General features: G+C 60.5%; 22 protein-coding genes. 7 read left to right on the forward strand and 15 right to left on the reverse strand.

The window, feature by feature from the left end; all coding sequences use genetic code 11:
* Window positions 1-157 precede the first annotated feature (157 nt).
* The 3 genes from P2T68_RS07200 to P2T68_RS07210 are packed head-to-tail and all read left to right on the forward strand — an operon-like array spanning window position 158 to window position 4,447.
* A complete protein-coding gene (locus P2T68_RS07200) occupies window positions 158-1,282 on the forward strand; it encodes a GNAT family N-acetyltransferase (protein ID WP_277379201.1) in 1,125 nt (374 codons plus the stop codon).
* A complete protein-coding gene (locus P2T68_RS07205) occupies window positions 1,282-3,060 on the forward strand; it encodes an ATP-binding protein (RefSeq protein WP_069075349.1) in 1,779 nt (592 codons plus the stop codon). Before P2T68_RS07200 ends, P2T68_RS07205 begins: the two co-directional genes overlap by 1 nt.
* Complete coding sequence (locus P2T68_RS07210; protein ID WP_277379202.1) at window positions 3,050-4,447, forward strand: sigma-54 dependent transcriptional regulator; 1,398 nt, start codon at window positions 3,050-3,052, stop codon at window positions 4,445-4,447. The genes P2T68_RS07205 and P2T68_RS07210 overlap by 11 nt, the downstream gene beginning before the upstream one ends.
* Before the next feature lie 57 nt (window positions 4,448-4,504).
* Here P2T68_RS07210 and P2T68_RS07215 read toward each other — a convergent pair whose 3' ends face one another.
* The 11 genes from P2T68_RS07215 to P2T68_RS07265 form a co-directional block, all read right to left on the reverse strand.
* On the reverse strand, window positions 4,505-4,843 hold the full coding sequence (locus P2T68_RS07215; RefSeq protein WP_024073697.1) for a GlpM family protein: 339 nt from the start codon (window positions 4,841-4,843) through the stop codon (window positions 4,505-4,507).
* On the reverse strand, window positions 4,843-6,183 hold the full coding sequence (locus tag P2T68_RS07220) for a sigma-54 dependent transcriptional regulator (RefSeq protein ID WP_024073698.1): 1,341 nt from the start codon (window positions 6,181-6,183) through the stop codon (window positions 4,843-4,845). Before P2T68_RS07220 ends, P2T68_RS07215 begins: the two co-directional genes overlap by 1 nt.
* A complete protein-coding gene (locus P2T68_RS07225) occupies window positions 6,180-8,081 on the reverse strand; it encodes a sensor histidine kinase (RefSeq protein ID WP_041160851.1) in 1,902 nt (633 codons plus the stop codon). Before P2T68_RS07225 ends, P2T68_RS07220 begins: the two co-directional genes overlap by 4 nt.
* 269 nt (window positions 8,082-8,350) lie before the next feature.
* Window positions 8,351-9,085: an amino acid ABC transporter ATP-binding protein gene (locus tag P2T68_RS07230; protein ID WP_024073700.1), complete on the reverse strand. Its 735-nt coding sequence runs from the start codon at window positions 9,083-9,085 to the stop codon at window positions 8,351-8,353.
* Entirely contained in the window at window positions 9,082-9,753 is a 672-nt protein-coding gene (locus P2T68_RS07235; protein ID WP_024073701.1) for an ABC transporter permease subunit, read from the reverse strand. Before P2T68_RS07235 ends, P2T68_RS07230 begins: the two co-directional genes overlap by 4 nt.
* The gene (locus P2T68_RS07240; RefSeq protein ID WP_024073702.1) at window positions 9,753-10,499 is read right to left on the reverse strand and encodes an amino acid ABC transporter permease; all 747 of its coding nucleotides are present in this window, start codon (window positions 10,497-10,499) and stop codon (window positions 9,753-9,755) included. Before P2T68_RS07240 ends, P2T68_RS07235 begins: the two co-directional genes overlap by 1 nt.
* 194 nt (window positions 10,500-10,693) lie before the next feature.
* Window positions 10,694-11,620, reverse strand: a complete 927-nt coding sequence (locus tag P2T68_RS07245) for a glutamate/aspartate ABC transporter substrate-binding protein (RefSeq protein WP_024073703.1) — start codon at window positions 11,618-11,620, stop codon at window positions 10,694-10,696.
* Window positions 11,621-11,934: 314 nt separating this feature from the next.
* Entirely contained in the window at window positions 11,935-13,473 is a 1,539-nt protein-coding gene (gene glpD / locus P2T68_RS07250) for a glycerol-3-phosphate dehydrogenase (RefSeq protein WP_102625271.1), read from the reverse strand.
* A gap of 291 nt (window positions 13,474-13,764) precedes the next feature.
* The gene (locus P2T68_RS07255) at window positions 13,765-14,520 is read right to left on the reverse strand and encodes a DeoR/GlpR family transcriptional regulator (RefSeq protein WP_010212755.1); all 756 of its coding nucleotides are present in this window, start codon (window positions 14,518-14,520) and stop codon (window positions 13,765-13,767) included.
* A gap of 95 nt (window positions 14,521-14,615) precedes the next feature.
* Window positions 14,616-16,121, reverse strand: coding sequence for a glycerol kinase GlpK (gene glpK, locus P2T68_RS07260; protein ID WP_024073706.1), 1,506 nt, complete (start codon window positions 16,119-16,121; stop codon window positions 14,616-14,618).
* Between the two features lie 81 nt (window positions 16,122-16,202).
* Entirely contained in the window at window positions 16,203-17,057 is an 855-nt protein-coding gene (locus P2T68_RS07265; RefSeq protein WP_069075351.1) for an MIP/aquaporin family protein, read from the reverse strand.
* Window positions 17,058-17,384: 327 nt separating this feature from the next.
* Between P2T68_RS07265 and ybaK the strand changes: the two genes are divergently transcribed.
* Entirely contained in the window at window positions 17,385-17,855 is a 471-nt protein-coding gene (gene ybaK / locus P2T68_RS07270) for a Cys-tRNA(Pro) deacylase (RefSeq protein ID WP_024073708.1), read from the forward strand.
* A gap of 306 nt (window positions 17,856-18,161) precedes the next feature.
* On the opposite strand, the gene P2T68_RS07275 is transcribed toward ybaK, so the two are convergent.
* Together P2T68_RS07275 and argF are read right to left on the reverse strand one after the other, a co-directional pair.
* Window positions 18,162-19,277, reverse strand: a complete 1,116-nt coding sequence (locus P2T68_RS07275; protein WP_024073709.1) for an ABC transporter ATP-binding protein — start codon at window positions 19,275-19,277, stop codon at window positions 18,162-18,164.
* Window positions 19,274-20,194, reverse strand: coding sequence for an ornithine carbamoyltransferase (gene argF / locus P2T68_RS07280; RefSeq protein WP_024073710.1), 921 nt, complete (start codon window positions 20,192-20,194; stop codon window positions 19,274-19,276). The genes P2T68_RS07275 and argF overlap by 4 nt, the downstream gene beginning before the upstream one ends.
* A gap of 434 nt (window positions 20,195-20,628) precedes the next feature.
* Here argF and P2T68_RS07285 point away from each other — a divergent pair, with 434 nt between their 5' ends.
* Both P2T68_RS07285 and grxD read left to right on the forward strand, forming a co-directional pair.
* Window positions 20,629-22,737: a molybdopterin oxidoreductase family protein gene (locus P2T68_RS07285; protein WP_277379203.1), complete on the forward strand. Its 2,109-nt coding sequence runs from the start codon at window positions 20,629-20,631 to the stop codon at window positions 22,735-22,737.
* An 86-nt stretch (window positions 22,738-22,823) separates the two neighbouring features.
* Complete coding sequence (gene grxD, locus P2T68_RS07290; RefSeq protein ID WP_024073712.1) at window positions 22,824-23,162, forward strand: Grx4 family monothiol glutaredoxin; 339 nt, start codon at window positions 22,824-22,826, stop codon at window positions 23,160-23,162.
* Between the two features lie 77 nt (window positions 23,163-23,239).
* On the opposite strand, the gene bfr is transcribed toward grxD, so the two are convergent.
* Window positions 23,240-23,710: a bacterioferritin gene (gene bfr / locus P2T68_RS07295; protein ID WP_024073713.1), complete on the reverse strand. Its 471-nt coding sequence runs from the start codon at window positions 23,708-23,710 to the stop codon at window positions 23,240-23,242.
* A 201-nt stretch (window positions 23,711-23,911) separates the two neighbouring features.
* Window positions 23,912-24,130 carry a bacterioferritin-associated ferredoxin gene (locus P2T68_RS07300; protein ID WP_010564137.1) on the reverse strand — a complete coding sequence of 73 codons (219 nt, stop codon included), beginning with the start codon at window positions 24,128-24,130 and terminating at the stop codon, window positions 23,912-23,914.
* Between the two features lie 243 nt (window positions 24,131-24,373).
* Between P2T68_RS07300 and P2T68_RS07305 the strand changes: the two genes are divergently transcribed.
* The gene (locus tag P2T68_RS07305; protein ID WP_024073714.1) at window positions 24,374-24,976 is read left to right on the forward strand and encodes a peroxiredoxin; all 603 of its coding nucleotides are present in this window, start codon (window positions 24,374-24,376) and stop codon (window positions 24,974-24,976) included.
* Window positions 24,977-24,979: the final 3 nt, after the last annotated feature.

Consider the following 24,979-nt stretch of genomic DNA (forward strand, 5'->3'; position numbering starts at 1 on the left):
TCGGGCTGCGAAGCAGCCCCTTCACAAGCAATGCTGAGGTGCCTGGGTTTGGGGTGGCTTCGCCACCCAACGCGGGGCAAGCCCGCTCGCCACAACAAGCCTGATCACCATAGCCACAACGCGTCCGCTTGGCACAGGCCATAACAAGGGAAATGATGTGATCACCACCCAAGCTTTCCCGACCGTCCGGGCCATCCCGCGCAGTGCCTGGAACGACTGCTTTCCCGGTGCGCTGGAGGACTGGGACTATTACGTCGCGGTGGAACACGCGGCCATCGCCGATTTTCAATGGCGTTACCTGGCGGTTTTTGAGAACGGCACGCTGGTGGCTGTGGCCGCCGCGTTCATCACCCATTATCGGCTCGACACCACGGTGTCGGGCGCCAGCAAGCGCTTGACCGAGCGTCTGGAGCGACTGTGGCCGGGTGTTTTGCAATTGGGCCTGTATGCCATTGGCTCGCCGGTGGCCGAGCGTTGCGACGCCGGGTTTGCCAGTGACGTGCCGCAGGGGCGACGCCCGCTGTTGCTTCAGCATTTGCTCCAGGCCGCCCGCCAGGATGCCGATGCGTTCGGTATCGGCCTGGTGGCGGTCAAGGATGCGCCGGCCAATGATCCGCACTGGGCCGACAGCTGCCGGGCGGCTGGTTTCCAGAGCATGCCGAGCCTGCCCACCGGGGTATTGCCGCTGCCCTATGGCTCGGTGGACGCTTACCTGGGGTCGCTGGGCAAGTCCACGCGCAAGGACCTGCGCCGCAAACTGCGCGCACCGGGCCCGCGTGTCGAGTGGCGACGCAATATCGACGACGTGCTGCCCGAGGTCATGCGCCTGTACGAGGCCACGCTCACCCGCGCCGACCTGCAGTTCGAGCGCCTGCCCGCCGGCTACTTCACCGGCGTGCTCGAACGCCTTGGAGAGCGTGCGGTCTGTGTACTTTACTGGGTGGACGCGCAGTTGGTGGCGTTCAACCTGATCCTGGTAGACCAGCATCGGTTGGTCGATAAGTTCTTCGGGCACGACGTCGAGTACACCCGTGACTACAACTTGTACTTCCGCAGCTGGCTGACCAATGTCGATTACTGTATCCAGCACAATATTGCAGTGTATGAGTGCGGCCAGGCCGGGTATGCCAGTAAGCTGCGCCTGGGGTGCGAGTTCGAAGGCAACAGCCTGTTCTTCCGCCACCGCAATCGGCTGGTGAACACCCTGCTCAAAGTAGTGAAGATTTTTATCCGACCGGATCGTTCCGACCCTGCCATGGCTGCTGCGATAAGCGAAACCTGATGATCACCAAGACCCGCCAGAAAGCCCGTCCCTTTGCCATTTCGCGCTGGAGCGTCCAGCGCAAGCTGGTGCTGGCGTTCTGGTTGGTCAGCGTCATCCCGACCATGATCGCGGCTGAGCTGGCCGCCACCACGTTGTCGCAGATTTTCGACAGCAACGTGCGCATCTGGCTGCAGGAGTCGACCAAGATCGTCAAGGACGAGATCGGTGACATCCTGCATGACAACGCGCGCATGGCTAAATTGTTCCTGCGCTACACCAGCCCGCCCTCCAGCCGGCAGGCAGCCAAGCACGACCGGCTGACCGCCGATATCGCCCAGGCGACGGATATCGACGTGGTGGCGCTGATTCGCACCAGCGACCACAAGCTGGTGTTCAGCACCGCCTCCGACGACATCGTCAAGCAGATCAGCCTGACCAGCAACGCGGTGTTGCAGACCGTGCAAGTGGCGGGGGTGAGTACCGGTATCGTGGTCTCGACCTTCGAGACCACCCGGGACGATGTCGACTATGTGTTGCTGGTGGCGACCTACCTGGACAGCAGCTTCCTGACCAGCGTGGCCGACGTGCATTCCCTCGACCTGCGTTTGTACCTGGCCAATCCGGGCGGCTTTACGGAAATCTTCTCGACCCAGCGCTTTCAGGATCACCCCTCGCGCATTCCGAAGAGTGTCGAGGCCGCATTGCGCAGCACCCGCCAGCCCAGCGAGCAGTTCACCAATAACTACAGCGGGTTGTACTGGCCGATATTCAATGACAATGGCGAGCTGCAAGGGGTGATCTTCAGTGGCCTGCTGCGGCATACCAGCCTGGTGGGGCTGGTGAACCAGAGCAATCTGTTTGTGCTGATTTTCCTGCTCAGTTCGGCGTTGTCCCTGGCGGCGGGGGTGCTGGTGTCGCGGCGCCTGACCCAGCCGTTGCGTGACCTGTCCCAGGGCGTAAGCGCAGTGATTTCGGGCAACTACACACACCGGGTGGTGGTCAGCGGTGGCGATGAGCTGGCGCAATTGAGCAGCACCTTCAACCATATGACCGAGCGCCTGGGCGAGCTGCATCACCTCGAGGCCCAGCTGCGTCGGCGTGACCGCCTGCATGCCCTGGGCGAGGTCGCCATGGGCCTGGCCCATGAAATCCGCAACCCGCTGGGCATCATCAAAACCGCCACCCAGTTGCTGCATCGTCGCTCCGACCTGCCGGAAAGCGACAGGCGCCATTTGGAATACGTGATCAGCGAGGTCAGCCGGATCAACGACCTGATCACCGAATTCCTCGACTTCGCCAAACCCAATCCGCCCTTGCGCGTGTTGCAGGCGGCGCGCCCATTGGTCGAAGAAATCCTCGGCTTCTGCGGCCCGGAGCTGGCGACCCACAACATCCAGGCGCAGATCGACGACCAGGCCCCCGGCGCGACGATCTATGCCGACGCCAAGCAGCTCAAGCAGGCGTGCCTGAACCTGATCCTCAACGCCATCGATGCAATGCCCGAAGGCGGGCGCCTGACCCTGGGCATTCGCACGGTCAACGACAACACCGTCATCAGCATCGCCGACACCGGGCAGGGCATTGCGGCGGATATGATCGAGCGCATCTTCACGCCATTCGTCACCACCAAGGCATCCGGCACCGGCCTGGGCCTGGCTAAAGTCTATTCGATCATGGAAAGTCATGACGGCAGCATCGAATGTGTCAGTGAGAACGATGCGGGCGCCACCTTCAGCCTGTACATTCCGGCTCATGGTGAAGACGACGCTGATGATGAGGAAAGTCATGACGCATAACGTATTGGTGGTCGACGACGAGCCCAAGCTCTGTGACTTGCTGTCCTCCGCCCTGGGCCAGAACGGCATCCAGGTGTTCACCGCGGGCAACGGCCTGCATGCGCTCAAAGTGCTGGACCAGGAAGACATCGACCTGGTGATCAGTGACTGGCGCATGCCCGGCATGGACGGGCCGGCGCTGCTGGCCGAAATCAAGGTGCGATTTCCCCAGGTACCGGTGATCGTGATGACCGCCTACAGCACGGTAAAAAATGCCGTGCAGTCGATGCGCAACGGCGCCTACGACTACATCGCCAAGCCGTTCGATATCGACGAGCTGGACATCACCGTGGCCAAGGCCCTGCAATTTCGCGACATCATGCGCGACAACGCGCGCATGCGTGCCGAACTGGATGAACACGCGCAGTTCGACAGCCTGGTGGGCGATAGCCCGGCGTTTCGCAAGGTACTGCACGCCGTGGACTCGGTGCGTGACAGTACCGCAACCATCTTGCTGACCGGCGAAAGCGGCACCGGCAAGGAGATGGTCGCCCGCGCCATCCACAAGCACGGCAGCCGTGCCGACAAGCCTTTCGTGGCGGTCAATTGCGCGGCGATCCCCGAAGGGCTGCTGGAAAGCGAAATGTTCGGTCATCGCAAGGGCGCCTTTACCGGCGCCGTGTCTGATCGGGTAGGGCGCTTTATGCAGGCCGACAAGGGCACGCTGTTTCTCGACGAAGTGGGCGATATGCCCCTGGCGTTGCAAGCCAAGATCCTGCGCGCCTTGCAGGAGCGGGTGATCGAACCGGTGGGTGACCCCCGCGAGCGCAAGGTGGACGTGCGTGTGATCGCGGCCACCAACAAGAACTTGCTGGAGGCGGTGGCCAACAAAGAGTTTCGCGAAGACCTGTATTACCGTCTCAATGTGTTTCCGATCCCGCTGCCGGCCCTGCGTGAACGTGTGGAAGATATCGCACCCCTGGCCCGGCATTTCGCCCAGACCCTCAGCGCCACCGCCGGCAAACGCATCACCGGCTTCAGCGCCGAAGCGTTGCAGGCCATGGCGGCGTATCACTGGCCGGGCAATATCCGTGAGCTGCAGAACTGCGTTGAGCGGGCGACTATCGTGGCCGCAAAGCCGGTGATCGAGGATATCGACCTGCCGGGTTACCTGTTTGCGTCCAAGCCAAGCGAGGGCGGTGTGACGGCGATCCTCAGCGACGGGCCGGGCATTCCCCAGGACCTGGATGCGGCGCTGGCCGAGGTCGAGAAAGCCTACATTCTTGCGGCGTTGCACGAGTGCCATGGCGTGCAGGCTGCGGCGGCGGCGAAGATCGGGATTTCCGAGCGCAGCTTCTGGTATCGGTTGAAGAAACTCGGGATCCAGATCGACAAGATAGTCCGCTGACACAACCGGGATAAAACGGTGGGAGGGGGCTTGCTCCCACAGTTGGATTGAGTGGTGTCAGGCGTGGACGCGTACCCACACGCTGACTAACACCGTCGCGGCCATCAGCCACGCTACCGCTGCTACGGCTAAAGAGGCCTCCAGCCGCATCCGATCCACCATCACGTACAACGTCGCCAGGTACACAAAATACGGAATGATCGACCACATCCCAAACAGGATCGTGGTCTTCAAATCGTCCACCGAGCGGCCCTTGCCGACGATGTAATGAGCGATCAGCGCAAAGGTCGGAAACAGCGGCACCAGCCCGGCGATGTAGTAGTTTCTGGTCTTGGCCAGCGCCGCCAGGATCAGCACCACTGCCGCGCCCAGTGCGGCCTTCAATACAAGATCCATCAGTGGCTCAACCCGTATTTCTTGACTTTGTCGAACAGCGTGGTCTTGGCCATCCCCAGTTCCTGGCTGGCCTGGGTCAGGTTGCCGCCGCTGCGTTGCAGGGCGTCGTTGAGCAGGTTGCGCTCGAAGGCTTCCACGGCCTCGGTAAAGGCCAGGCCCTGGCCGCCGCTGCTGGCGCCGCTTTTCTTGAAGGCGGGCAGGCCCAGGGCGAAGCGTTCGGCGACGTTGCGCAGTTCGCGCACGTTACCGGGCCAGTCGTGGCTCATCAGGCTGGACAGGGTCTGGTTGTCGAGGTCCGGCACGCTGCGGTCAAAGCGCAGTGATGACTGCTGCAGGAAGTGCTCGAACAGTTGCAGGATGTCTTCGCGGCGTTCGCGCAGGGGCGGCAGTTCCAGGGTGACCACGTTGAGGCGGTAGTACAGGTCGCTGCGGAACTGGTTGGCGCGGCTCAGTTCATCGAGGTTGGACTTGGTGGCGGCGATCACCCGGCAATCCACGGCCACGCTCTGGTTCGAACCCAGGCGTTCCAGGGTGCGCTCCTGCAACACGCGCAGCAACTTGATCTGCAGGTTGATCGGCATGCTTTCCACTTCATCGAGAAACAGCGTGCCTTGGTGGGCGTGTTCGATCTTGCCGATGCGACGTTTGCCGGCGCCGGTAAAGGCGTTGGCTTCGTGGCCGAAGATTTCGCTTTCGAACAGGTTTTCCGGCAGGCCGCCACAGTTCAGCGCAACGAACGGGTGATCGTGGCGCCGGCTGAAATCATGCAGGCAGCGCGCGACCAGTTCCTTGCCGGTGCCGGTCTCGCCTTCGATCAGCACGTTGGCCGAGGTGTCGGCGACGTTGGCGATCAATTCGCGCAGGTTCTGCATGGCCGGCGAACGGCCGATGATGCGGCCTTCAAGGGAATCGCGCTCGGCCAACTGGCGGCGCAGCGACCAGACTTCCCGCGCCAGCCCGCGTTGTTCCAGGGCGCGGCGGGCCACATCGACCAGGCGCTCGGGGGAGAAGGGCTTCTCCATGAAGTCGTAGGCGCCGTTGCGCATGGCGCCGACGGCCATGGAGATATCGCCATGCCCGGTGATCAGCACCACCGGCAGGCTTTTATCCAGGGCCTTGAGGCGGGTCAGCAGTTCCAGGCCGTCGATGCCCGGCAGGCGAATATCGCTGATGACGATGCCGGCAAAGTTTTCGTCGACGTGCTTCAACGCCTCTTCGGCACTGGCCACACCGACGCTGGGGATGTCCTCCAGCGCGAAGGCTTGCTGGCAGCCGAGCAGCACATGGGGGTCGTCTTCGACGATCAGGACGGTCAGGTCAGTGTTTTTTTCTACGTTCATGTCGACTCAGTTTTTTGAGCGCCCGCCAAAGGCAGGCAGAGGACAAAGGCCGTACCACCACTGGCTGGGTGTTCCACGGCGAGGTTGCCACCCGTGGCCGCCGCGAGGCTGGCGGACAGGGTCAGGCCCAGGCCGAGGCCTTGCTCGCCGGGTTTGGTGGTGAAGAACGGTTCGAACAGATGCTTGCGTGCCTCGGGGTCGATGCCGTGGCCGTTGTCGCGCACAAGCAGGCGATATTTACCGTCGGCGCTGCTGCCTTCGAGCCACAGTTCGGGGGCCGGTTGTGCCTGCATCGCATCGAGGGCATTGCCGATCAGGTTGACCAGGATCTGTTCCAGGCGTGTCTGGTCGATCTGCAAAAGGGCAGGGGAGAAGTCGCGGTGCAGGGTCAGCGGCAGGCTGTCCAGGCGTGCGCCGAGCACCTGGAACGCGGCGTCCACGGCCTTGCCCAGGTTGGCTTCGCCCTGGTCATCGCCACGCCGGGCGAAGGAGCGCAGGCTGGCGGTGATGCGGCCCATGCGGTCGATCAGTTCGTTGATGGTCTTGAGGTTGGCGCTGGCGGTATCCAGCGCCCCGCGTTCGAGGAAGCGCACCGTGTTGCCGGACAACGTGCGCAGCGCGGCCAGGGGTTGGTTCAGTTCGTGGGCGATGCTGGTGGACATCTGGCCGATGGCGGCGAGCTTGCCGGCCTGCACCAGTTCATCCTGGGCGCGGCGCAGGGTCTCTTCGGCCTGGCGCCGTTCGCGAATCTGGCCCTTGAGCCGTTCGTTGCTGGCGCGCAGGTCGGCGGTACGTTCGGCAATCCGACGTTCCAGCTGGCTGTTGGCTTCCTGCAATGCCTCCCGAGCGGCGAGGCGGGTGGCGATGACTTTGCGCCGCTCGTTCCAGGCAATCAACAGGAATGCCACCAGACCAAAGGCGACGGCCACCAGGATGCCCTGGTTGATTGCGGCGCGGCGCAGGTCGTTGAGCGGGGTGAGCAGGGTGAAATTCCAGGGTGTGTCGCTCAGCGGTCGAGTCTGGGCGAGGTAGCTGACCTCCCGCTCGTCCGCCACCACTTCGCTGTTGGCCGGGAAGGTCAGTTTTTCGGTGCCTTCGTTGAGGCGCTCGCGGGCCAGGGGTTCCAGCTCGTTGAGCGTGGCCCAGTAATATTGCAGGCTGTGGGCCAGGCGTTCCTTGGTCTCGTCACTCAGCGGTCGCACGGCCTTGAGGCGGCGGGCCGGGTCGCTGGAGAGGATGATGATGCCGTTCTCATCGCTGACAAATGCTTCGAGGCGTGCGCGCTGCCAGCGTTCTTCCAAGGCTTCGAGGCGCACCTTGACCACGGCGACGCCGATGATCTTGCCGTGCTCTTCCAGGCCGTGGGCCAGGTAGTAGCCGGGTTCGCCGTTGGTGCTGCCGATGCCGTAGAAACGCCCTGGCTGGCCGCGTACCGCGTTCTGGAAATAGGCCCGGAAGGACAGGTCTTCACCCTGGTAGCTGTCGGCGTCGCGCCAGTTGCTGGTGGCCAGCACCCTGCCGGTGGTGTCCATCACGTAGATGGCCCGGCTGCGGCTGCGTCGGTTCAGGCCTTCGAGGTAGTCGTTGACGGTTTTGCGGGTTTCTTGGTTTGGGTCGGCCAGCAGCTTGGAGACACTGGATTCCAGTTCCAGGAGGCTGGGCAGGTAGGTGTATTTGCTCAGTTCACTTTCGACCGTGCGGGCGTGCAACTCCAGTTGGCGCTCGCCGGTATCGCTGAGGGTGCGGATACCGTAGTACTCACTGATCCAGAAGCCGATGTAACCCAGGCCGACCATCAGGGCGATGATCAACGGCGGCAGGAATAGTTGGCGAATCAGGCGGGGCTTCACGGCAAGTGATGGCGGCGCGGCGCGATAGAGGTTGGGGTCGCATTTCATCACAGATGCCTTGGGTCAACCAGTTATGGTGACGATGTTTGTCCTGCTGCGAGCGGACTGATTGTGGCGAGCGGGCTTGTGGTGGGTGGGCTTGTGGTGGCGAGCGGGCTTGCCCCGCGTTGGGCCGCGAAGCGGCCCCAAACCAGCTACTGAGGATTGCCTGACACACCGCATTCCTCAGTACTGGGGCCGCTCCGCGGCCCAACGCGGGGCAAGCCCGCTCGCCACAACAAGCCCGCTCGCCCTCGCAGAAGGGAGCGCTGCTGTTTTTAGTGCTGCAGGATTTTCTCAAGGAAGTGCTGCGCACGCTCGGAGCGGGCGCTGATGTCGCCGAAGAATTCTTCTTTCGGGCAGTCTTCGATGATCTTGCCGGCGTCCATGAAGATCACGCGGTCGGCCACTTTGCGGGCGAAGCCCATTTCGTGGGTCACACACATCATGGTCATGCCTTCCTGGGCCAGTTGCACCATCACGTCCAGCACTTCGTTGACCATTTCCGGGTCGAGGGCGGAGGTCGGTTCGTCGAACAGCATGACGATCGGGTCCATGGCCAGGGCGCGGGCAATCGCCACACGTTGCTGCTGGCCACCGGAAAGCTGGCCAGGGTGCTTGTGGGCGTGGGCCGACAGGCCAACACGATCAAGCAGTTGCAGGCCTTTCTTGGTGGCTTCTTCCTTGCTGCGGCCGAGCACCTTGATCTGCGCAATGGTCAGGTTTTCGGTGATGGTCAGGTGCGGGAACAGCTCGAAGTGCTGGAACACCATGCCCACGCGCGAACGCAACTTCGGCAGGTCGGTCTTCGGATCGGCGATGGAAGTGCCGTCGACGATCACATCGCCCTTCTGGAACGGTTCCAGCGCGTTGACGCATTTGATCAGGGTGGATTTGCCCGAACCGGACGGCCCGCACACCACGATCACTTCGCCTTTCTTGACCTCGGTGCTGCAATCGGTCAGCACCTGGAAGTCGCCATACCACTTGTTGACATTCTTGATAGAGATCATACGGCAAACCTTTTTTGCAGACGCTTGACCAGCAGCGAGGCGGAAAAGCTGATGATGAAGTAGACGACACCGGCGAAGATCAGGAACTCATTGGAGCGGCCAATGATGTCGCCGTTGGAGCGGGCGGAGTTGAGGAAGTCCACCAGGCCCACGGTGTAGACCAGCGAGGTGTCCTGGAACAGGATGATGCTCTGTTGCAGCAGCAACGGGGTCATCTTGCGGAACGCCTGGGGCAGGATGATCAGGCGCATGGTCTGGCCGTAGGTCATGCCCATCGCTTGTGCGGCGGCCATCTGGCCCTTGGGGATCGACTGCACGCCGGCCCGTACGATCTCGCAGAAGTACGCGGCCTCGAACATCATGAACGCCACGACGCAGGAGGTGAATGCCCCGATTGGCGTGTCCTGGCCGGTGATCCAGCGCAGTACGAACGGTACCGCCAGGTAGAACCAGGTGATCACCAGCAGCAGCGGGATCGAACGGAAGTAGTTCACATAGGCGCCGGCCACGCGGGACAACAGCTTGTTGGACGACAGGCGCATCAGGGCCAGGACGGTGCCGATGATGATGCCGCCGACCACGCCCATGACCATCAGCTTCAAGGTCATGACCATGCCGTTCCACAGGCCCGGGATGGCGGGGATGATGCCGCTGAAATCGAATTCCATTATTTACCCCCCACGGAGATCAGGCCGGGCACTGCGACTTTCTTCTCGACCACGCGCATCAGCAGCATTAGGCTCATGTTCAGGGTGAAGTAGATCAGCGTGGCCAGGGTGAAGGCCTCGAACAGGTTGGCCGAGAACTCGGCGGTCTGCTTGGTTTGCGCCAGCAGTTCCATCAGGCCGATCAAGGACGCCACGGAGGAGTTCTTGAACACGTTGAGGAATTCCGAGGTAAGCGGCGGAATGATGATCCGGTAGGCCTGGGGCAGCAGCACGTTCCAGTAGATCTGCGGCAGCTTGAAACCCATGGCGCGTGCGGCCGCTTCTTGGCCACGTGGCAGCGCCTGGATGCCGGTGCGCACCTGTTCACACACACGGGCGGCGGTGAACAGGCCCAGGCACACGACAACGCTCAGGTAGGCCGAGGTGGTCGGGTTGAGGTCCTGCTTGTACCAGTCCTGCAGGTTCTGCGGCAGCAGGTCGGGTATCAGGAAGTACCAGATGAACAGCTGCACCAGCAGCGGTACGTTACGAAACAGTTCCACGTAGCAGGTCGCAATGCCCGATACGAGACGGTTTGGCACGGTGCGCATGACGCCCAGAATGGACCCCAGCAGCAAGGCGATAATCCATGCCACGACAGCGATGGCGATGGTCCAGCCCAGGCCGGCGATGTACCAGTCGAGATAAGTCTCGCTGCCCACGCCGGTGGACTTGAAGAACACGCCCCAGTCCCAGTTGTAATTCATTAGGGTCTCCCCTCGAGATCGATCGATGTACAAGCACCCGCTTGGGGAAGATCCTTTCCCGCCTGACGACGAACGTCAGGCACACGCGATCGGCTCGAAAACCGCCAGGTCGAGTGTTCCAAAATACAGCCAGCAGGTAGTAACAGACGCCTGAGGGAGCGTTGGCTCCCTCAGGAGATAAGGTTAGTCAGTATTTAGATCTTTACTTCCGGCGCCGGCTTGTCGGTCGGGTTCTTGATCAGTTCCTTGACCTTTTCGCTCATCGGGAAGTTAAGGTTCAGACCTTTTGGTGGGATCGGGCTTTCGAACCACTTGGCGTAGATCTTGTTGATTTCGCCGGACTTGTACAGGCCGACGATGGCGTCATCCACGGCTTTCTTGAAGGCTGGGTCGTCTTTGCGAACCATGCAGGCATAGGCTTCAAAGGACTGCGGTGTACCGGTAATGACCCAGTCATCCGGCTTCTTGGCCTTGGCCTCTTCACCGGCCAGCAGGGCGTCGTCCATCATGAACGCTACGGCACGGCCGCTTTCCAGCATCTGGAAGGACTCGCCGTGGTCTTTGGCGGAGATAACGTTCATGCCCATCTGCTTGTCGGCGTTCATCGCCTTGATGATGCGCTCGGACGTGGTGCCGGCGGTGGTCACGACGTTCTTGCCTTTCAGGTCGGCAAAGTCGGCGTAGCTAGGCTTGCCTTCCTTGTCTTTCTTGACCAGCAGGCGAGTGCCGATTTCGAAGATGTTGGTGGTGAAGGCGACTTGCTGGGCGCGTTCGGCGTTGTTGGTGGTGGAACCGCACTCGATGTCCACGGTGCCGTTCTGCACCAGCGGGATACGGGTCTGCGAGGTGACCAGGTTGTACTTGGTCTGCAGGTCGGGTTTGTTCAGGTCTTTTTTCAGGGCTTCGACGATGGCCAGCTGGATGTCGTGGGAGTAGCCCACTGGCTTGCCTGAAGCATCCGCAATGTAGGAAAACGGAATGGAGCTATCGCGGTGCCCGAGGGTGATGGTGCCGGAGTCGTTGATTTTCTTCAGTGTGCCGGTGAGTTCGGCGGCGAAAACTGGAGTGCTGATCAGAGCAGCAGCGATAGCTGCGCCCAAAATATGGGGAACGATGCGCATCAATACTTCCTCGACATTTGTTTTTTTTATGAAGCCGGCTAGACGGCTCTCTTGTACGGCGAATGCCCGTGACGGCTCCTGAGGCGTCCAAGGCAATCGTGAGAGAGTGTAGAGCATGAGTCGTGCCAGACCGGGAGGAAAAGGTTAACTGGTTGATTTATATCGAGATTAACTTTGCGTGACGGCAAATTTGCAACAGTTCGATCCGGCAAACCGAATCGGATGATGGATTGCGTTCGGAAAACCGAATGTGGAGGCCGGCATGAAAAAGCCCCTGGGCCACAGGGCGCAGGGGCTTTTGTACGACGGGTCCGTCAGGCTGCCTGGATGCGGCTACGGTTCTGTTCAACCTTGGACAGGTAACGTTGCACGTTGTCCTGTTCTTCCGGGGTGGTGAACAGGCCGAGCTTGGTGCGGCGCCACAGGATGTCCTGGGGTTGGGTCGCCCACTCTTCGGCACACAGGTAGTCGACTTCGCGGGTGTACAGGCCGCCACCCAGGTGGTCACCCAGGTCGGCCAGGGTGTGCACGCCTTCCAGCAGGCGCCAGGTACGGCTGCCGTAGGTGGTGGACCAGCGGCGCGCGATCTCGCTGGGTACCCAGTCGAATTTGGCGCGAATGGCCTCGGCCAGCGCTTCTGGCGTGGTCATGTCCTCGCCACCGGGCAGGCTGGCCGTGGCAGTCCAGCTTGGGCGCATCTGGGTGAAGTACGGTGCCAATTGCGCCATCGCCGATTCGGCGAGCTTGCGATAGGTGGTCAGCTTGCCGCCGAATACCGACAGGATCGGTGCTTCGCCCGTGCCGCCGGAGAGGGACAGGGTGTAGTCGCGGGTGATGGCCGAGGGGTTGTCCGACTCGTCATTGCACAGCGGACGCACCCCGGAGTAGGTGTGGACGATGTCGTCGCGGCTCAGCTGTTTCTTGAAGTGGGCGTTGACGACTTTGAGCATGTAGTCGGTTTCGCCTTCGGTAATCGCCACTTTTGCCGGGTCGCCGGTGTATTCGCGGTCGGTGGTGCCGATGATGGTCAGGTGGTTCAGGTAGGGAATGGTGAAGACGATACGCTGGTCTTCGTTCTGCAGGATGTGCGCGTGGGCGCCTTCATACAGTTTCGGCACGATCAGGTGGCTGCCTTGGATCAGGCGGATACCGTAGGGCGAATCGAGCTTCAGGTCTTCCTTGATGAACTTGGCGACCCATGGGCCGGCTGCATTCACCAGCGCCTTGGCGCGGATCGAGAACAGGCTGCCATCGGCGCGTTCCATGTTCATTTCCCACAGGCCCTTGCTGCGGTGGGCGCTGACGCAACGGGTCTGGGTGTGGATATGCGCGCCTTTTTCACGGGCGGCCATGGCATTGAGTACGACCAGGCGGGCGTCATCGACCCAGCAGTCGGAGTATTCGAAGCCTTTGGTAATTTCGCTTTTCAGCGGGCTGTCAGGGCCGAACTTGAGGCTTTTCGAACCGGCGAGCTTTTCCCGCTTGCCCAAGTGGTCATACAGGAACAGGCCGGCACGGATCATCCACGCCGGACGCAGGTGCGGGCGGTGTGGCAGCACAAAGCGCATTTGTTTGACGATGTGCGGTGCCTTGCCCAGCAGCACTTCACGTTCGGCCAGGGCTTCGCGCACCAGGCGGAATTCGTAATGTTCGAGGTAGCGCAGGCCGCCATGGATGAGCTTGCTGCTGGCGGAAGAGGTGTGGCTGGCCAGGTCGTCCTTTTCGCAAAGGAACACCGACAGACCGCGCCCGGCTGCGTCTGCTGCAATGCCGACGCCATTGATCCCGCCACCGATAACGGCAACGTCATAGACTTCGGCAAGCGGTGGAGCAGGCAAGGTAGAAGGGTTCATCGGCTGGCCTCGCGATCTTTTTCGTATTGGAATTCGAACATTAATGTTCATTTGCGAAAATGGTAGCTGATAAACGCGCCCACAGCCACCCGATTTCGATTGAAAAAACTCATCGAAGGGGCGAGAAAAGAAAATTTGTGAACATGAAACCGAGGCAGGCTTAGGCAATGGCCTGTCAGATAGATCGCCATCGGGGGCAAGTCGAATCGTCGCACCGCCCCTCCCACATTTGAGCGGGTTCACACATCAAAGGTGGGAGGGAGCTTGCCCCCGATGGCGTCAATGCAGGCGCTAGACCACTTCCAGGCGAACCTTATGCTGGTTCAACAACTGCACCAGCGCCGGTACGGGCTGCTGGTCGGTCACCAGGCAGTCCACCAGGCTGATCGGCCCCAGGCGAATCATGGCATTGCGCCCGAACTTGCTCGAGTCCGCCGCCAGGATCACCTGGCGTGCATTGGCGATGATCGCCTGTGACACCCGCACTTCCTGGTAATCGAAGTCGAGCAGGCTGCCGTCCTCGTCAATGCCGCTGATACCCACCAGGGCGAAGTCGACTTTGAACTGGTTGATAAAGTCCACGCTGGCCTGGCCCACCACGCCGCCATCACGGCGCACATTACCGCCGGTCAGCAACACATCGAAGTCGTCCTTGGCACTGAGCATGGTGGCGACGTTGAGGTTGTTGGTGATGATTTTCAGGTGATTGTGGTTTAACAGCGCACGTGCGATGGATTCGGTGGTGGTGCCGATGTTGATGAACAGCGACGCGTGATCGGGGATTTGCGCGGCGATGGCTTCGCCGATGCGCTGTTTCTCGTCGCGCATCTGGTCGGCACGCATGGCGTAGGCGGTGTTTTCGACACTGGAGTCATAGGCCGCGCCGCCGTGGTAGCGGCGCAGCAGATTGGCGTCCGCCAGCTGGTTGATATCGCGGCGGATGGTTTGCGGGGTGACAACGAATAGCTGCGCCATTTCCTCGATACTGACGTAGCCGCGTTCGCGGACCAGTTCGAGGATTTGTTGCTGGCGGGGAGGCAGATTCATGGGGCGTCCTTTGGGCTGCCATACAAAAGTGGCCCATGATGACGCAGGAATCTGCTCCCTGCCAGTTACAACCCTATATGGGTCCTGCGCTTGGCTTATTCAGCGCCTTCGTGGGGTTCCCAATCGCGGGTGCGGCTCACTGCTTTTTGCCAGCCGGCGTAGAGTTTCTCTTTGGCGGCTTCTTCAAGCTGAGGTTCGAATTCGCGCTCGATCACCGCCTTGCCACGCAGTTCGTCCAGGCTACCCCAGAACCCGCAAGCCAGGCCCGCCAGGTAGGCCGCGCCCAGTGCAGTGGTTTCGCGCATTTGCGGGCGCTCGACCTGGGTGCCGAGGATGTCGGCTTGGAATTGCATCAGGAAGTTGTTGGCCACTGCGCCGCCATCCACCCGCAGGGATTTGAGGCGTTCGCCGGAATCCTGCTGCATCGCGTCCAGTACGTCGCGTGTCTGGTAGGCAATCGACTCAAGGGCTGCACGAATAATGTGATCCACGCGTACGCCTCGGGTCAGGCCGAACAACGCGCCACGGGCGTAGGGGTCCCAGTAGGGGGCGCCCAGGCCGGTAAACGCGGGTACCAGGTAGACGCCATTGCTGTCCTTGACCTTGCCGGCGAAGTATTCGGTGTCGTGGGCGTCGTTGATGATTTTCAGCTCGTCACGCAGCCACTGCACGGTGGAACCACCGTTGAATACCGCGCCTTCCAGGGCGTAGGCCACTTCGCCACGCGGGCCGCAGGCGATGGTGGTGAGCATGCCGTGCTTGGATTTCACGGCCTTGTCGCCGGTATTCATCAGCAGGAAGCAGCCGGTGCCGTAGGTGTTCTTGGCCTGGCCCGGTTCAACGCACATCTGGCCGAACAGCGCGGCCTGCTGGTCACCGGCGATGCCGCCGATGGCAATGCCGCTCTTGGTGCGACCGTAGATTTCCGACGACGACTTGACTTCCGGCAGCATCTCGCGCGGCACATCAAGGATTTCCAGCATCTTCGCGTCCCACTCCAGGGTGTGGATGTTGAAGAGCATGGTGCGCGAGGCGTTGGTGTAGTCGGTGACGTGGGTCTTGCCGCCGGTAAATTTCCAGATCAACCAGCTGTCGACGGTGCCGAACAGCAGTTCGCCGTTGCGCGCACGTTCGCGGCTGCCTTCGACATTGTCGAGGATCCACTTGAGCTTGGTGCCGGAAAAGTACGGGTCGGTGACCAGGCCGGTGGTGTCGCTGATGTATTGCTCGTGGCCGTCACGCTTGAGCTGCTGGCAGATTTCGGTGCTGCGGCGGCACTGCCAGACGATGGCGTTGTAGATCGGGCGACCGGTGACCTTGTCCCAGACCACGGTGGTTTCACGCTGGTTGGTGATGCCGATAGCGGCAACCTGGTCATGGTGCAGGCCAGCCTGGGCCAGGGCCTCGACCATTACCGCGCTCTGGGTGGCGAAGATTTCCATCGGGTCATGTTCGACCCAGCCCGCCTGCGGGTAGTGCTGGACGAATTCACGCTGGGCGGTGCAGACCACGTTGGCGTCACGATCAAAGATGATCGCCCGCGAACTGGTGGTGCCCTGATCAAGGGCAATGATGTAGTTCTTATTCTGAATGTCGGTCATGTCGATTGCCTTGGACGAGAAATAAGGGAGTTGGAAACGGCCTGGATCACTAAAAGGGCAGTAGGGCCCAGGCGGTTGCTATCAGGAAATACGCGTTTCGCCGTTGACGGCGGCTTCTTTGGCCTCCGCTGCGGCAGGTGCGGCGCTTGGCAGATGGCGGGCAATCAGCCCGCGATAAGCCGCGGCACCGAGGCAAGCACCGACAATCGGCGCGAAAATCGGAACCAGGAAGTAGGGAATGTCGCGTCCGCCAGTAAAGGCCATTTCACCCCAGCCGGCGAAAAAGGTCATCAGCTTGGGCCCGAAATCCCGCGCAGGGTTCATCGCAAAACCGGTCAATGGGCCCATGGCGCTGCCGATGACTGCGATCAGCAAGCCAATCAGCAGCGGAGCAAGGGGGCCGCGTGGCAAGCCGTTGTTATCGTCGGTCAGGGCCATGATCACGCCCATCAGGATGGCGGTGATGACCATTTCCACCAGGAACGCCTGAGCGGTGCTCAACAGCGCATGGGGGTAGGTCGAAAACACCGAGGCTAGTTCCAGGCTGGCCTGGGTCCCACGCACCAAATGGTGGGTTTGTTCGTAATCGAAAAACAGATTGCTATAGAGCATGTACACCAGCGCCGCGGAGCAGAAGGCACCGGCGACCTGGGCGAGGATATAGAAGGGCAGTTTACGCTTGTCGAAATCGGCGAAAAGACACAGGGCAATACTCACCGCCGGATTGAGGTGAGCCCCGGAGATACCGGCGCTCAGGTAGATCGCCATGCTGACGCCGATCCCCCAGATGATACTGATTTCCCACAAACCAAAGCTGGCACCCGCGACTTTGAGGGCAGCGACACATCCTGTACCGAAGAAGATCAGAAGCGCAGTCCCCAGGAATTCGGCCATGCATTGGCTCGAAAGTGAAGGCTGTTGAAGTGCAGTTGTCATGGAAAACCTCAATTTGTTGTTCTTGTCAGGCGTCGGGCCTCAACGGGCCTTGCGCGATTTTCACCGTGTCGAGGATCCCCATCCTCGGCGCGGCTTACTGCTCGAATACTGCGGCTGTATTCCTACAGTATTCGGAAACGAAAAAATATAGACAAGAATGACGCCTGTCAAAGGTCGAAAGTGAACTATTAGTCATTTTCCAACTATAGGTTTGATGAATGATCACGCTCGTCACCGCAAGTGTTGACGGGAGTCAGGGGCGTACTAGAGCGTTTTGTGTGGGCTTGGCCTAGAATCTGTCCTCTGTTTGCCACGCCTGGAGCATGCATGACCCCTGCACTGGATTTGTTGAAAAAAGTTCGCGCCGAACATCGCATTCACAGTTATGAACACGATCCCAAAGCGTCGTCGTATGGTCTGGAGGCCGCGGAAAAGTTGGGTCTTGACCCGGCTCAGGTGTTCAAGACCCTGTTGGCGAGCAGCGAAAAAGGCGAGTTATTGGTGGCGGTGGTGCCGGTCGTCGGAAGTCTGGATTTAAAAGCCTTGGCCCATGCGGCCGGGGTGAAAAAAGTCGAGATGGCTGACCCGGCGGCGGCGCAACGGTCGACGGGCTACCTGTTGGGCGGTATCAGCCCGCTGGGGCAGAAAAAGCGCTTGCGCACGTTTATCGATACGACGGCGCAGCCGTTCGCGACGATTTTTGTCAGTGCGGGGAGACGGGGGCTGGAAGTGGAATTGTCCGCCGCAGTGCTGGCGGAACATACCCAGGCCAAATTCGCGCCGATTGGCAGGGCTTGATCAGTTACTTCCTGATCCTGCGTATTGCCTGTAAACCATGCCCCTGGGTTGTACCGGGGCAAGCCCTAATGCCGTTCAGTTAAGCGTACATCGCATTCTGTAGGAGCGAGGGGGACGCCTAGTTCTTGCTCGCGAAAAACGTCAACGATGACGCGTGTTTCCTGAATCAACGCGGCGCCTGTGAGTTTTTCGCGAGCAAGCTCGCTCCTACAAAAAAGCTTTGACTGAACGGCATCAGGGCAAGGGGAGCAGTTTGCTGTGCGACGGTGCTAAGTCGGGGGCCTCCCACAGTTCGACCCGGTTTCTTCAAATACTGCTGGCCGGGCTGTAGCGCCGTACGCCTGACTCGGACCGTGGTACCTGCGCCGCGACGCTGCCGCAGGCCTGGAACAGCACCAGGTGTTCAGCCGCGACGCGAATCCCGACATCCGCACCGACCTGATGGTCGGCATGGCTGGGAAAGATCGATTCCAGTTGTGCGCCGGTCGGCAGTTGCAAGCGGTACAAGGTCGATGCGCCGAGGAAGGTCTTGCCGACAATTCGCGCTTTCAAAGCGCTGTCCGGCGCGTAGACGATGTCGTCCGGGCGCAGCAACACGTCCACGGCGCCGCCGGTCGGCCAGGAGTAGGCACGATTGCCGCGCAGTTCGCCCAGCTCGGTATTGACGGATTCCGGGGTGCTTAGCTGGCCACGAATGAAATAACCCTGGCCAATGAAGCTGGCGACATAGGGCGTCAGAGGTTCGTGATAGAGGTTGTAGGGCGTATCCCACTGCTCCAGGCGGCCTTCTTTGAATACGCCGACATGGTCGCTCACGGCGAAAGCTTCTTCCTGGTCATGGGTTACCAGGATCGCACTGGTGCCGCGGGCTTTGAGGATGTCGCGCACCTCGTGGCTGAGCTTGCGCCGCAGTTCGCCATCAAGGTTGGAGAACGGCTCATCCAGCAGCAGCAGTTGGGGCTCCGGCGCCAAGGCACGGGCGAGGGCCACACGTTGCTGCTGCCCCCCGGAAAGCTCGTGGGGGAAGCGCTTGCCCAGGTTCTTCAGATTGACCAGCTCCAGCAGCTCGGCGACCACGCGGTCTTTCTGCGGGTGCTTGCGAATGCCGAAGGCGATATTGTCGGCTACGCTGAGGTGAGGGAACAGCGCGTAGTCCTGGAAGACCATGCCGATGCGACGTTTCTCTGGGGCAAGGGTGAAGCCGGCGCTGGAGATGACTTCGCCTGCCAGGCTGATTTCACCGTCGTGCACCGGTTCGAACCCGGCAATCGCGCGCAGGGTGGTGGTCTTGCCGCACCCCGAGGAACCCAGCAGGCAGCCGATGTCGCCGGCATTCAGGTGCAGGTTGAGATTCTGCACCACCCGTTGGTCTTGATAGCCGCATGCCAGATTGCGCAGGTTCAGCAGTAAGGACTGGCTCATGCGTGGTGGTACGCCGGCTCGACCAGGAACTCAAGCAGGGCCTTTTGCGCGTGCAGGCGGTTTTCAGCCTGGTCCCAGGCGACCGAACGTTGATCGTCAAGCAGGTCGAGGCTGATTTCTTCGCCACGGTGGGCGGGCAGGCAGTGCATGAACAGCACATCCGGCGCGGCCAGGTCGAGCAGGGCGCGGGTTACCTGGAATGGCGCAAACAGCGCCAGGCGCTTGGCGGTTTCGTCTTCCTGGCCCATGGAGGTCCAGACGTCGGTGCTGACCAGATGCGCACCGATCACCGCCTCGCGCGGGTCGCGCACAACGGTGACGCGGTCACCCGCCTGTGCCAGGAAGCGGGCGTCAGGCTCGTAGCCTTCCGGGCAGGCGATACGCAGTTGGAAATCGAACTGGATCGCCGCTTCTATATAGCTGTTGCACATATTGTTGCCGTCGCCGATCCAGGCCACAGTCTTGCCCTGGATCGAGCCACGGTGTTCGAGAAAGGTCTGCATGTCCGCCAGTAACTGGCAAGGGTGCAGGTCATCGGACAGGCCGTTGATCACCGGGACGCGTGAGTTGGCGGCAAATTCAGTCAGGGTGCTGTGGGCAAAGGTACGGATCATCACCGCATCGAGCATGCGCGACATGACGATCGCGCAATCGCTGATCGGCTCGCCACGGCCCAATTGGGTGTCGCGCGGCGACAGGAAGATGGCCTGGCCACCCAGCTGGATCATGCCGGCTTCGAAGGACAGGCGGGTGCGAGTCGACGACTTCTCGAAAATCATCCCGAGCACGCGGTTTTTCAAAGGCTCGAACAGTACGCCGCGGTTACGCAGGTCTTTAAGCTCAATGCCTCGACGGATCACGCTGACCAGCTCTTCGGGCGTGCAATCCATCAGGGAGAGAAAGTGCCTTGCGCTCATCATTAACTACCTTTTTGCAACAGACCGCAGATACTCAAAGCCTTGTTTATTGTGACAACGGGCGAGACCTGCGGCGAAAGCCGCACGGGGCGACGAAATAGGGGAAGGCGCGATCTTATAATTAAATGTCGCGTCTTACCAATAGGGCTACGGTTTTTAGGGGTGTTCAAGAAGGGCGCGAGAGCGCTTTTGAAGACGATTTCCTGACAGCAGCGGGTCATTTGTACACTGGCGTTACGACCTTTTGCAATCTGCGAGGCCGGGCCCAGGCCAGGCTGCGTCGCTTTCAGGGGCTGCGCAGGCGTTTTCTGAAACATTTGCTCACGCTTAGCCATGGCTTAGCCTGATGCTCGTCGATTCACAGGACGAACGTTGCTGGCGCCTCTGGCGGTCGCGGCCCATAGTTGGGCCAAAGCCCAATAAAGAGACTGGCCATGACCAAGACTCTCCATCACCGTGCCTGCCATCTGTGCGAAGCCATTTGTGGCTTGATCCTGGAAACCACCCGCGCCGACGACGGTAGCCTGGCCATTACCTCGATCAAGGGGGACCCGCAGGACACGTTCAGTCGCGGCCATATCTGCCCCAAGGCTGTGGCGTTGCAGGATATCCAGAATGACCCGGACCGCCTGCACCAGCCTATGTTGCGGGTGGGCAGCGAATGGCAGCCGATCCCCTGGGAAGACGCCTTTGCCCTGGTCGCCGAGCGACTGGCGGGGATCCAGGCGCGGCATGGGCAGAATGCCGTGGCGGTGTATCAGGGCAACCCCAGCGTGCACAACTACGGGCTGATGACCCACAGTAACTACTTTCTCGGCCTGTTGAAGACGCGCAATCGGTTTTCCGCAACCTCGGTGGACCAATTACCCCATCACCTCACCAGTCACCTGATGTACGGCCATGGCCTGTTGCTGCCGATCCCGGACATCGACCACACCGACTTCATGCTGATCCTCGGCGGCAACCCCCTGGCGTCCAACGGCAGCATCATGACCGTGCCTGATGTGGAGAAGCGTCTCAAGGCCATCCAGGCCCGGGGGGGCAAAGTGGTGGTGGTCGATCCGCGGCGCAGCGAGACGGCGGCGATGGCCGACCAGCACATTTTCGTGCGGCCTGGCGGAGATGCGGCGCTATTGTTTGGCTTGCTCAACACGCTGTTTGCCGAGGGCCTGACCCGCGACAGCCATTTGCCGGTTGAGGGCCTGGACGAGGTACGCCGTGCTATCGCCGGATTTACCCCAGAGGCCATGAGCCGTCAATGTGCGGTGCCTGCCGAGCAGATTCGCCAGTTGGCGCGGGACTTCGCCGCGGCGGACAAGGCCGTGTGTTACGGACGGATGGGGGTTTCGACCCAGGCGTTCGGCACGCTGTGCCATTGGCTGGTGCAATTGATCAACCTGGTGACTGGCAACCTCGACCGCGAGGGTGGTGCGCTCTGCACCAGCCCTGCAGTGGATCTGGTGGCCTCCACCGGCGGTGGGCATTTCAACCGCTGGCAGAGCCGGGTTTCCGGGCGCCCGGAGTACGGCGGCGAGTTGCCCGTGTCGGCACTGGCTGAGGAAATGCTCACCGAAGGCGAAGGACAGATCCGCGCCCTGGTGACAGTGGCCGGTAACCCGGTGCTCTCGACACCCAATGGGCGTCAGTTGGAACAGGCTCTGGACGGGCTCGAGTTCATGGTCAGTGTCGACCTCTATATCAACGAAACCACGCGATACGCCGACCTGATCCTGCCGTCCACCTCGGCGCTGGAAAACGACCATTACGACACCACGTTCAATATGTTCGCCGTACGCAATGTCACCCGTTTCAATCGCGCGATCCTGCCCAAGCCTGAGGGCGCGCTGCATGACTGGGAAATCTTTGTCGGGTTGGCCAAGGCTTTTGCGGCGCGGACCGGTGTGGCACTCAAGCCGACCCTGCCGCCGGCGCAGATGATCGATTTCGGGCTGCGCGCGGGTGCCTACGGTGATGCGTCCGCTCACAAATTGTCGGTGGCAGTGCTGGCGGACCATCCCCATGGCGTGGACCTGGGGCCGCTCAAGCCCAATCTTGCCGAGCGACTGAAAACGGCCAACGGCCGGGTGCAGGCGGCCCCTGCGGTGATCCTGGCAGACCTGGCGCGTTTTGTGGCGCAGCCGGTACCCGTGGACGACGAACTGCTGCTGATCGGCCGCCGCCATGTGCGCAGCAACAATTCCTGGATGCATAACTATCATCGGCTGGTGAAGGGCAAGCCGCGCCATCAGTTGCTGATGCACCCTGATGACCTGGCCAGCCGTCGGTTGAGTGATGGGCAGCGGGTGAGGGTCAGTTCGCGTATCGGCATGATTGAGGTGGAGGTCGTGGCCAGTTTGGACATGATGCCTGGCGTCGTCAGCTTGCCCCATGGTTGGGGGCATGGGCGTCCGGGGGTGCAGATGGCTATCGCCAGCACTCAGCCTGGGGCCAGTGCCAACGACCTGACCGACGAGCGGCAGTTGGATGAGCTGTCGGGGAACGCGGCGCTCAATGGCGTGCCTGTACAGGTCGCGGCCGCATAAGGTGCCCGAGCACCGCGCTGGAATTTTGCGTTACAATGCGCCACCGTGCCGACCTGTGAGTCGCAAAGTTCCAGCCGAGGTGTTCCATGGATATCATCGAAACGATCAAAGAGCAGATTGCCAACAACACCATTCTGCTTTACATGAAGGGCGCCCCAAACGCTCCGCAGTGCGGTTTCTCCGCGAAGGCGTCCCAGGCCGTCATGCAGTGTGGCGAGAAATTCGCCTACGTGGATATCCTGCAAAACCCGGAAATTCGCGCCAACCTGCCTAAGTACGCCAACTGGCCGACATTCCCACAGCTGTGGGTTGACGGTGAACTGGTCGGCGGCAGCGATATCATCACTGAAATGGCCGCTGACGGTTCGTTGCAGACGCTGATCAAAGACGCAGCGGCAAAAGCGGCAGCCAAGACTGAAGCTTGATGCTGGTGTAAAAGCGCGTAATAAAAAGCCCCGCTTCTCCTGAGAGAGCGGGGCTTTTTTGTACCTGTCGCTAAGGGTTATTCACCCATCTGCGATTGCAGGTAGTTCTCCAGGCTGACCTTGTCGATCAGGCCCAGTTGGGTTTCCAGCCAGTCGATATGTTCTTCCTGGTCTTCCAGGATATCCTCCAGCAGTTCACGGCTGCCGAAGTCGCCTTTGGTTTCACAGTGGGCAATGGCGGCCTTGAGGTCGCTGTGGCTCTTGCGCTCGAAGCCCAGGTCGCTGTTGATCATTTCCTGGGTGTGTTCGCCGATGTTCAGCTTGCCCAGGTCCTGCACGTTGGGCAGGCCTTCCAGGAACAGGATGCGCTTGATCAGCGCGTCGGCGTCCTTCATGGCCTTGATCGATTCTTTGTATTCGCGTTTGCCCAGCTTTTCGAGGCCCCAATCGTCATACATGCGTGCATGCAGGAAGTACTGATTGATCGCGACCAGTTCATTGCCAAGGATTTTATTGAGTTGCTGGATGACTGAGATGTCGCCTTTCATGACTGGGGTCCTGCCCTGTAATAGCTGTATATAGGGCGGAGTTTGAGTGTCGAAACCCCTACTGTCAAACCTAAGTTATTGAATAATAAATGAAAATTAATAGGAATAAGAATGTTTGTGTTCCGCGTCTTGACGCTAACTAATTGAAATACGGGCATAAAAAAACCGGACACTCTGTCCGGTTCTTTAAAACACGCTTATTTAAGCGTGTGTAAATTCTGCTGAGTAGGGGAGCGCGGCCTGGGCTGTTTGCAGCTGCGTCAGGGTTTCCCGTACCACTTGCTTGGCGAGGCAGGCGCATTTGCCGCATTGGCTGGCAACGCCGGTGGTTTCACGCACTTCTTTGTAGCTGCAGCAACCTTCATAGATTGCTTCGCGGATTTGTCCGTCGGTGACGCCAGTGCAGAGGCAGACATACATAAGGGAGAACCGTCGCGGGTTGAGGCTTAAGTGCGATGGATCTTAATGTTAACGAGAATGATTGTCAAAGTAGAATCGTAGGTCTTTAGGCTAAACGCCCGCGCGCTGACGAACGGTTTTTTCAGTGTATGATGTTCGGTCTTCACGAAGCGTGACTGCGTCACAGGTCTGTCGCTTAGGTGCGACAGACTCGAGGCCGGTCCTTTTACTTCAATCGTCACCCCCTACATCAGGAGATAACCCATGAGCGTACTCGTCGGTAAACAAGCCCCGGATTTCGACGTCCCAGCCGTCCTCGGCAATGGCGAAATCGTTGACAGCTTCAAATTGTCTGAAGCCATCAAAGGCAAATACGGCCTGGTGTTTTTCTACCCGCTGGACTTCACCTTTGTCTGCCCTTCGGAACTGATCGCCCTGGATCACCGCATGGCCGATTTCAAGGCGCGCAATGTTGAAGTGGTCGCCGTTTCCATCGACTCCCATTTCACCCACAACGCCTGGCGTAACACTGCCATCAATGATGGCGGCATCGGCAAAGTCCAATACACCATGGCTGCCGACATGAAGCACGACATCGCCAAGGCCTACGACGTTGAGTCCGAAGGCGGCGTGGCTTTCCGTGGCGCGTTCCTGATCGATGACAAGGGCGTTGTGCGCTCGCAGATCATCAACGACCTGCCGCTGGGCCGTAACATGGAAGAGCTGATCCGTCTGGTCGACGCCCTGCAATTCCACGAAGAACACGGCGAAGTCTGCCCTGCCAACTGGAAAAAAGGCGATAAGGGCATGAACGCTTCGCCTGAAGGTGTTGCGGCTTACCTGACCGAGAACGCTGGCAAGCTGTAAGCC

It is taken from the genome of Pseudomonas sp. G11 (genome assembly GCF_029457515.1).
Classification (GTDB): domain Bacteria; phylum Pseudomonadota; class Gammaproteobacteria; order Pseudomonadales; family Pseudomonadaceae; genus Aquipseudomonas; species Aquipseudomonas gorinensis.